The sequence below is a fragment of the Streptomyces sp. NPDC002619 genome (assembly GCF_042889305.1).
Classification (GTDB): domain Bacteria; phylum Actinomycetota; class Actinomycetes; order Streptomycetales; family Streptomycetaceae; genus Streptomyces.
The window spans coordinates 1-8263 of the sequence record NZ_JBIAQV010000103.1; the positions used below are offsets into that span (position 1 = coordinate 1).

Genomic DNA, 8263 nt, shown 5'->3' on the forward strand with positions numbered 1-8263 from the left:
ACCAATTCTAACACCATCAGTGCAGGTCAGAGCAGTTGAAAGATGAGCTAACCCCTCCCTGAAGGGAGGGGCCTGCGCTCAAGATGTCCGGTCACTGGGCGAGTTCCGACTCCAGGAATCTCGCGGCAATGCAGCCGCGCGTATGGCTGCCCCCGCTGCACCCCATCAGGCTGTGCATCTGGCCAGGGTCTCCCGCACCACGATCGCCGCGCGCTCCGCATCCTCCCGCGAGACGTCGAGGTGGAACACGAACCGGAACTGCGGTCCGCCCGTGCACAGCACACCCCTTGCCGGCAGCCGCCCCACCAGGTCCTGCGGTGTGACGCCCGCAATGGCCCGTGCGAACACCATATTGGTGCGTGCCGCGGCGACCTCCAGCCCCGGGACGCCGTCGAGGGCCTCGGTGAACAGCGCGGCGTTCGCGTGGTCCTCGGCCAACCGCTCGACGTGGTGGTCCAGCGCGTACGACGCGGCCAAAGAGATCTTCGAGGGCTCGGGCGGCACCTATGGCTCCCCGAAGATCTGGATTCTCCTCGTGCGGCAGGGCTGGCGGGTGTCGGTGAACACCGTCGCCAAGCTGATGGCCGAACTCGGTCTGGCCGGACGGAAGATCCGTCGGCGCCAGGGGCTGACCAGGCCCGGCAAGCGGGCCGCGTTCCCGGACTTCGTGCGCCGTGACTTCACCGCTATCACCCCGGACCAGGTGTGGTGCGGTGACATGACCGAGATCGTCACGGGCGAGGGCAAGGTGGCTGGCGGTACTTCTGGGGCAGGGCTCAGTCGTCTGGGCAGATGACGAAGAGGGGGCGGGCGAGTCGCTGGGGCTGGTCGCCGATCTCGTTGAGTGCGGTGCGGATCTCGTGGAGGTGGCCGGTGGTCATCTGCAGCGGGGGTTCGTGGGGTTGGTAGGTGGTGCGGACCGGGTAGTCCACGCCCGGTTCGGTAGTCATCTCGATGTGGCAGCCCAGGACGTGGGTGACCGGCCTGTGTTCGGAGAAGTCGATCAGGCGGTCGATGGTCCGGGCGAAGGCGGACCAGTCCTGGACGTAGAGTCGGCCGGGGTAGACCGTGTCGCCGGTGAGTAGGAACCCGGTCCATGGGTCGTAGAACGTCACGGCTGCCTCGTGGTGCCCGGGGGTGGCCAGGCACTCGAGCCTGCGGCCTCCCAGATCGACCCTCGCCACGGCGGCGGGGTTCTCGTCGAATCCGAAATACTTCCAGGCGTTGGTCAGGTCGGCGCTCACTACCGTGGTGTCGGGGCGGTCGGCGAACTGGCCGTCGCCCGCGATGTGGTCGTCGTGGGCGTGGGTGTGCAGTACCAGCAGGTGATACCCCTGCCGGGGGTGGCGGGCGAGCCAGCCGTCGATGAGCTGGTCTACCACCTGGCGCAAGGGGAAGAACTCGGCGGACGCGGTGGCTCCGGTGTCGATCAGCACCGCCCGTGTATTGCCGAACAGCAGGAACAGGAACGGCGCTTCGTAGTCGATCGCCATGTTCTGCCGCAGGATGACCGTGTGCTCGTCGTACTCGTAGACCTGGACGTCCGGGTCAGTGTTGTGCTTGGACGACGGTGAGCCGTGGATCCAGCGGACGTCTAACGCGCGAGGCCGGGGAGCCGGGCTGTCGAAATCGATGAAGGATGTGCCTGCATTCATGACGCCTCCTGAGTGCGTCGTCTTAGCAGGCCGGGTACGGCGCACATCTCGTCCGGGGCGGGCACCTATGAGCCTCCGCCGCGACGCTACCACGAGATTGATCGACGGCTCTGCCTGTGGGGTGCCGAAACTCACGCACAGCTTCTGACCAGGCACTTTGCGGTGGGCTGCGGCCCTGGCAGGCTCGGACTGCATGGCGCTGCGCATGCTTTACCTGATCTTCCTCCGGCTCCTCGGACTGCTCGTTCTGTTGTCCCGGTCCGGGGAGGCCAAGGAAGTCGAGCTGCTGTCGTTGCGGCACGAGAACGCGGTATTGCGGCGCCAGCTCGCGGTACGGCCGCGGCTGACCTGGCCGGAGCGCGCCGTGCTCGCCGCCCTCGCCCGGCACATGCCGGCCCGGCTTCGCCGGCATCGCTTGATCACCCCGGGCACCCTGCTCACCTGGCACCGCCGGCTCGTCCGCGGGTAGTGGAAACAGGACTACCCAGCTCCCGGGATGGCATTACGTGGCCGTTGGGTGTGCGGCAATCGCACGCTGCTAATGGCCCGCTTCCTTCACTCGTGGACCAACGCCAGCGGTGTGGACGTCACTGGGTTCAAGGAGTCGGCTCTATGCGGCGCCTGCCACCGCGGGCAGACGGTCGCGGATGAACTGCTGGCCTGCATCGGCGCAGACGGGCCCGGCCCACGCCACGTCCGGAGCCCCCGCCAGGGGGCTCCCCCCACCGGCCAACGGCCGGCTCTCTTCGTACGGTTGCGCGCTGGTCGGCGTCGGCCTCGCTCACGGTCCTTGGAGCTCCTGGGCGGCTTGTTCCGGGCTCGACCTCATGTGTTCAGCTGCGGCCGTGACCTGACGCCCCGACACGAGAAGGGCGCCTCCCACCTGCGATGATCTGGACTGTCTAGATCAAAACCGTTGCAGAGAAGAGGCACCCAACAGGTGCAGGCTACTGAATGGGATCACCGGTGAAATGCCGCCGTTGCTGCTGGAGTTGTGCGCGCACACGTCGGGGTACGAGATCACCGTGGCGCGCTGGGCACAGGGGGACTTCTCCGAGCATCTGTCGCTCGTGGCCTTTCCGCGCGAGGAGCTGGCCGCGTACGCGCGGCAAGGCTTCGGCGAACTGAAGCGGGAACAGGCGCGACTACTGGGCGGCGCTGCCACCACAGCGGGCGCACAGACTTGACCCATTTTTGGTCATGCTCGCTATGTGGTGACTAGCGTGCGGTCGTGTTCACTTGACGCGTCCACGGGGTTGGTTCTTGGCGTTTTCTGGGTCAGGTGGGTGGTCATACGGACGTCCGGGTGCCAGGACGGCGTAAAGGCGACCGCTTCCCCTTGCTGACCGGGTCACCAACCCCGGCCAAATCTCGACCTTCCGGTACAGGCCGTCGCGCTGTCAGGGCGCTGCGATGGAGGAAGAACTCATGAGAAGACAGATCCGCGGTGTGCTGGCCGCGTTCACCGGAGCACTGTTGCTCTCCACGGGGATCACAGTCACGGGAGCGCAGTCCGCGCTGGCCGATGACAACGGTGTCGGGCTCAAGCCCGCACTGGGATGGAGCAGTTGGAGCTTCGTCCGCCGCAACCCGACCGCGCAGACCATCGAGGCACAGGCGAAGGCGCTCAAGGACAGCGGACTGGCGAAGAATGGTTTCGTCTACGCCAACGTCGACGACTTCTGGTACGAGTGCCCGGGCGGCCAGGGGCCGAACGTCGACAAGTACGGGCGCTGGGTCACCGACGCGGCGAAGTTCCCGGCCGCCGGCGGTGAGAACGGCATCCAGGTCGTCGCCGACTATGTCCACTCCCTCGGGCTGAAGTTCGGCCTGTACGTCACTCCCGGTATCTCCAAGCAGGCGGTCGACCGGAACACCGAGATCCAGGGAACGCCGTACCACGCCCAGGACATCGCCACCTCGACCACGGAGAACAACTACAACTGCGGCGGCATGGTGGGCATCGACTACACCAAGCCCGGCGCGCAGGCCTTCATCGACTCCTGGGCCGGTCAGTTCGCCGGCTGGGGCATCGACTACCTGAAGATCGACGGCGTCGGCACCCCCGACGAACAGGACGTCCAGGCGTGGTCGGACGCCCTGCGGCACACCGGCCGTCCCATCCATCTGGAACTCTCCAACAACCTCGACATCAACAACGCGGCCACCTGGGCCAAGTTGTCCAACGGCTGGCGCACCGGCGGCGACATTGAGTGCTACTGCGGACCTGACGGCAGCAGTTACCCGCTCACGACCTGGGCCTCGGTCGCCTCGCGGTTCGACCAGGTCGCCGCGTGGGCGCCGTACGGCGGTCCCGGCGGATACAACGACTACGACTCCATAGAGATCGGCAACGGCGACCACAACGGGCTGACTCCCGACGAGCGGAAGACCCAGCTGAGCCTGTGGTCACTGGCCGCCTCCCCGCTCATCCTCGGCACCGACCTGACCCGTCTCGACTCGGCCGACCTCGCCCTGCTGAAGAACGCCGACGTCCTCGCGGTCGACCAGGACGGCATCGACGCCAAGCGGATCTCCGGGGACGCGGACTCCCAGGTGTTCGCCAAGACCGAGCCGAACGGGGATGTCGTCGTCGGCCTGTTCAACACCGAGGCGGCTCCCCGGGAGGTCGCCACCACCGCCGGCGCGCTGGGCCTGCCCGCGGCGCGCGACTACGCCCTGCGGGACCTGTGGAGCCACCGACTGACCGAGTCCACGGGCCGGATCGCCGCCGACGTCCCGCCGCACGGCGTGGTCCTGTACCGGGTCCACGGCAGCGACCATGCGGTACCGGGCGCGGACCCGGATGTCTCGCTGGCACTGAACTGGGCCTCCGCGCCGAGCGACAGCACCACGCGTACCGTGACCGCGGTCCTGTCCGACAACGGCTCCCGGTCGATCACCGACGCCGGTCTGACGCTCACCGGCCCGTCCGGCACGAAGATCACCACGCATTCCGCGACCCGGGCCCGCACGATCCACGGCGGCAGCGCGCTGAAGGCCACCTTCAGCGTCTCCATCCCGCCCTCGGCCGATCTCTTCCATGCCAGTGCGTTCCACGGGTCGGCGACCTACCGCTACCGGTCGGCCGGTACCACCCGGCTGAACGTCGGCGACACGGTCACCGTCAACCACCCGGTGACGGCCCCGTACCGGACGTTCGCCTCCACCACCGCGAGCTTCAGCGGGTCCGGCAGCCGGCTCGGCATCCGGGCCCAGGGCGCCGACCTGTACAACGGCACCAACGAATACGGCACGATCTATCTGCCGGGGGCCGAGCACGACGGTTCCACGACCACCGTGAAGATCGACTCCCAGTCGGACACGGATGTCTGGGCGAAGGCCGGGATCATGGTCCGCAACGACATCACCCAGCCCAACACCTCCCCCGGCTACCTGGCCCTGGTCGCGACCCCCGGCAACGGCTACCTCCTCGACTGGGACAGCGACGGCGACGGAAAGCTGGACTCCCAGGACTCCACCGGCACCGCCACCTACCCCTCATGGCTGAAGCTGGTCCGCAACGGCACCACGTACAGCGGCTACTACTCCACCGACGACTCCACCTGGAACCTGGTCGGCACCATCACCGTCCCGACCGCCGCGGCCACCCAGGACGTCGGCCTCACCCAGACCTCGCACGCCTCGGGCACCACCGGCGAGGCCGACTTCGACAACTTCACGACCACTCCCTAGTGGTCTGAGTCAGGAGGCCGGTTCGGACAGCCGGCGAGGCGCTCGCGGATGCCGTGAGCGCCTCGCCACAGTCCGCGCAGCCGCAGCACGACCTCCTCCACCGAGAAGGGCTTGGTGACGTAGTCGTCGGCTCCGGCCTCCAGGCCGTCGATACGGTGTTCGACGGCGTCGCGGGCGGTGAGCATCAGGACGGGCAGCTTCGGCATCTCGTCGGCTCGTTCCCGCAGGTCGTCCTCGTCGAACACGCCCTCCCGCAACCGCCGGAAGAACCGGGGCATGGTGCCCTCCAGGACCGTGCCCCGCGGGGAGAGCAGCGCCGATCCCGGCGCGAGGTCCTCACCCCAACGGCACCAGGCCGTGTTCGTCGTCACCGGTTCCGTGTAGGAGGAGCAGGGGCGGTACGGAGCTTCCGGGCCGCCATACGTGAGGTCGGTTCATCGCTGCGGTGGTGTCGGGCATGGCGGTCCTTCGGGCGGGGGAAGTGTGCGGAACGGGCCGGACGCCGGGGTAGGGCGTCCGGCGTCCGGGGTCAGAGCACCTGGTGGCCGTACATCTCGCCGAGCGGGTCGGCGATGAGCTCCAGCCGGGCTCCGTCCGGGTCGCGGAAGTAGACCGAGACCTTGCTGTGGATGACGTGGTCGATGCCGTTCTGCTCCAACTTGTCGACCAAGTGCTGCCAGCGTTCGGGGTCGACCGAGATGGCGACGTGGTGGAGGCCTCCGAGCACCTCGGCGTACGGACCGAGATCCAGCCCGGGGAAGTCGAAGAAGGCCAGCAGGTTGCCGTTGCCGATGTCGAAGAAGAAGTGGGAGGAGCCCGGGTAGTCCCGGTTCTCGATGAGCTCGGTGAGCGGGAACTCCAGGATGTCCTGGTAGAACCGCACGGTTGTCAGCACATCGCTGCTCAGCAGGGCGGTGTGGTGCAGGCCGCGCGCGGAGGAGGCCGGGCGCCGGCCGGCGGGACGCAGATGCTCCGCACGGATCCGGTTCCGATCCGTCTCAAGCGCGGCAAGGTCGATGGTCGTCATACTGTGACTCCTTGTCTCGGGTTGTGCAGTGAGGTGCTTGTCGCCGTCAGCGGACGTGCCGGGCTCAGGGGATGGGCACCCGGTCGGCTGCCCGGTGGACAGTGCCCGAGCCGGGCGCGGTTGTTTGCTCGTCGCCCCGAAAGGCTCAGGCGGCTGTGGTCGGGGGAGGCCGCATGACGTCGTCCGAGGCGGCATGGCCGCCCTCACCCGCGAGCGAACTCGCCGGTTGCCTTGTGGCGTCGAGGTAGCGGGAGGCCCATTGGGCGAGGATTCCGGCGGCGTACGCGGCGTCGTCCTGGCGGGTGAGCATGTGATCTGCGCCGTCGAGCGAGACGAAGGATTTGGGGTGGAGTGCCCGCTTGTAAATGTCGCTGGCGTTCCCGATGCCGACGACCTCGTCCTGGGGTGAGTGCATGACCAGCAGCGGGCAGCCGAGTTCGCGGATCCTGCGCTGCTGCGGCTGCTCCGCGAGGTCCTCGAGGAACTGCTCGCGGATGAGGAAGGTACGGCCGCCCAGGCTGAGCTCGGCCTCCCCGTCGGAGGCGATGCGGTCACGGATCGGGGCGAGCAGGTGCTGCACATGCCAGGGGTCCGCCGGGGCGCCGATGGTGGCGACGGCTTGGACCTCCGGGATGCGCTCGGCAGCGGCGATGGCAGCGGCACCCCCGAGTGAGTGACCGATGAGCAGGGCCGGGGCCTGGTGGCTGCCGCGCAGGTAGTCGGCCGCGCTGACCAGGTCGTCGACGGTGGAGGTGAAGTTGGTCTGAGAGAACTCGCCCCCGGATTCGCCCAGCCCGGTGAAGTCGAAGCGGAGAGCCGCCACGCCGCGCTCGGCGAGGGCACGGGCGATGCGCACGGTCGCCGCGCTGTCCTTGGAGCAGGTGAAGCAGTGGGCGAACAGCGCATAGGCGCTCACGTCCCCGGGCGGCTGCTCGAGTCTGCCCGCGAGGCTCTGCCCGTGGGCTCCGGGGAACGCCACGACGGTCGTACGTCTGGCCATGGATCCTCCTCCCTTATTGCGCCTGCTGCACCGCACAGCACAGGTGCAGGCAATGGCGCTGCCGGGTCAGCAGTCGCCGCATTGGTTGAATGCTAAACCATTTTGGTGAGATTGCAGCGCCCGAGCACACTGCAGTGCCCGAGTCCCACACCCCGCTCGGAGCCGTCCTGCCGCACCCCGACGGATTACGGGCCGCGGCCTTACCGGGGTACGTGATCTGCGACAGCCGCAGTGACTGCGGTCGCGCTGCCGGGACGGCGCCGCTCCGAGCAGGGCGTCACCGCGAGGGCGCAGAGCTGTGACCCATCGCGGGCAACGCGGATGTCGGGGAATCCGCCTCGGGGGCGGGTGGGGGCGTGGTCCGGCCACAAGAAGGGTGCGAACGCATGGGCGTCACACCGCCCTGCCGAAGTACAGGGCGGTGAGGTCCATACGGTGGGCGTGGACGGATAGGTCCATTTCTTCGCGACCAGCCGGGCGTGCCGGCGCAGCACGGTACGCGGGGTGACTAACAGCTTCAGCGATGAACGGTGACGCTTGCCCAGGAGCCGGAGCAGGGCTGCGAGCACTGCACGGTCCCCGCCGGTGAAAACGGGCTTGGGGCTGCTGCGTTGCAGGATGGCCAGCTGGTGCCGGAGCACCAGTATCTCGACATCCTTGGCCGCGCAGGAGCGGGCCGACAGGCGCAGCCAGCCGAGCAGGAAGCAGCCGAATCGGTAGACCAGACGGAACGTCACGCTTTCCGCGCGTGCGTCGGCGGGCTCACGAGTACCTTCGATGTGATCACATCGTGACCGGACATCTTGAGCGCAGGCCCCTCCCTTCAGGGAGGGGTTAGCTCATCTTTCAACTGCTCTGACCTGCACTGATGGTGTTAGAATTGGT

10 protein-coding genes, 1 pseudogene and 1 riboswitch are annotated in these 8263 nt (G+C 68.0%); of the genes and pseudogenes, 6 read left to right on the top strand and 5 right to left on the bottom strand.

The window, feature by feature from the left end:
* Positions 1-165: 165 nt before the first annotated feature.
* Positions 166-504 carry a hypothetical protein gene (locus ACFYXB_RS44905; protein ID WP_389591229.1) on the bottom strand — a complete coding sequence of 113 codons (339 nt, stop codon included), beginning with the start codon at positions 502-504 and terminating at the stop codon, positions 166-168.
* On the opposite strand from ACFYXB_RS44905, the gene ACFYXB_RS44910 reads away from it, so the two are divergent.
* Positions 404-796: an IS3 family transposase gene (locus tag ACFYXB_RS44910; RefSeq protein ID WP_389591215.1), complete on the top strand. Its 393-nt coding sequence runs from the start codon at positions 404-406 to the stop codon at positions 794-796. The two genes, ACFYXB_RS44905 and ACFYXB_RS44910, sit on opposite strands and share 101 nt — an antisense overlap.
* On the opposite strand, the gene ACFYXB_RS44915 is transcribed toward ACFYXB_RS44910, so the two are convergent.
* Positions 777-1655 (bottom strand): MBL fold metallo-hydrolase, encoded by an 879-nt coding sequence (locus ACFYXB_RS44915; protein WP_389591217.1) that lies wholly within the window; start codon positions 1653-1655, stop codon positions 777-779. The two genes, ACFYXB_RS44910 and ACFYXB_RS44915, sit on opposite strands and share 20 nt — an antisense overlap.
* An 11-nt stretch (positions 1656-1666) precedes the next feature.
* Positions 1667-1734: riboswitch (guanidine-III (ykkC-III) riboswitch) on the bottom strand.
* Between the two features lie 114 nt (positions 1735-1848).
* On the opposite strand from ACFYXB_RS44915, the gene ACFYXB_RS44920 reads away from it, so the two are divergent.
* From ACFYXB_RS44920 to ACFYXB_RS44935, 4 genes are all read left to right on the top strand, one after another.
* Positions 1849-2124, top strand: a complete 276-nt coding sequence (locus ACFYXB_RS44920) for an integrase (RefSeq protein WP_389591219.1) — start codon at positions 1849-1851, stop codon at positions 2122-2124.
* Between the two features lie 27 nt (positions 2125-2151).
* On the top strand, positions 2152-2547 hold the full coding sequence (locus tag ACFYXB_RS44925; protein ID WP_389591220.1) for a DUF6300 family protein: 396 nt from the start codon (positions 2152-2154) through the stop codon (positions 2545-2547).
* A gap of 79 nt (positions 2548-2626) precedes the next feature.
* Positions 2627-2842 (top strand): hypothetical protein, encoded by a 216-nt coding sequence (locus tag ACFYXB_RS44930; protein ID WP_389591222.1) that lies wholly within the window; start codon positions 2627-2629, stop codon positions 2840-2842.
* 241 nt (positions 2843-3083) lie between these two features.
* Positions 3084-5351, top strand: coding sequence for an NEW3 domain-containing protein (locus ACFYXB_RS44935; protein ID WP_389591224.1), 2268 nt, complete (start codon positions 3084-3086; stop codon positions 5349-5351).
* Between the two features lie 74 nt (positions 5352-5425).
* Here ACFYXB_RS44935 and ACFYXB_RS44940 read toward each other — a convergent pair.
* From ACFYXB_RS44940 to ACFYXB_RS44950, 3 genes and pseudogenes are all read right to left on the bottom strand, one after another.
* Positions 5426-5545, bottom strand: a pseudogene (locus ACFYXB_RS44940) (response regulator); the annotation flags it as partial.
* 335 nt (positions 5546-5880) lie between these two features.
* Positions 5881-6378: a VOC family protein gene (locus ACFYXB_RS44945; RefSeq protein ID WP_389591226.1), complete on the bottom strand. Its 498-nt coding sequence runs from the start codon at positions 6376-6378 to the stop codon at positions 5881-5883.
* A 145-nt stretch (positions 6379-6523) separates the two neighbouring features.
* The gene (locus tag ACFYXB_RS44950; RefSeq protein WP_351365339.1) at positions 6524-7378 is read right to left on the bottom strand and encodes an alpha/beta fold hydrolase; all 855 of its coding nucleotides are present in this window, start codon (positions 7376-7378) and stop codon (positions 6524-6526) included.
* A 530-nt stretch (positions 7379-7908) separates the two neighbouring features.
* On the opposite strand from ACFYXB_RS44950, the gene ACFYXB_RS44955 reads away from it, so the two are divergent.
* Complete coding sequence (locus ACFYXB_RS44955) at positions 7909-8172, top strand: hypothetical protein (protein WP_389591227.1); 264 nt, start codon at positions 7909-7911, stop codon at positions 8170-8172.
* Positions 8173-8263 lie beyond the last annotated feature (91 nt).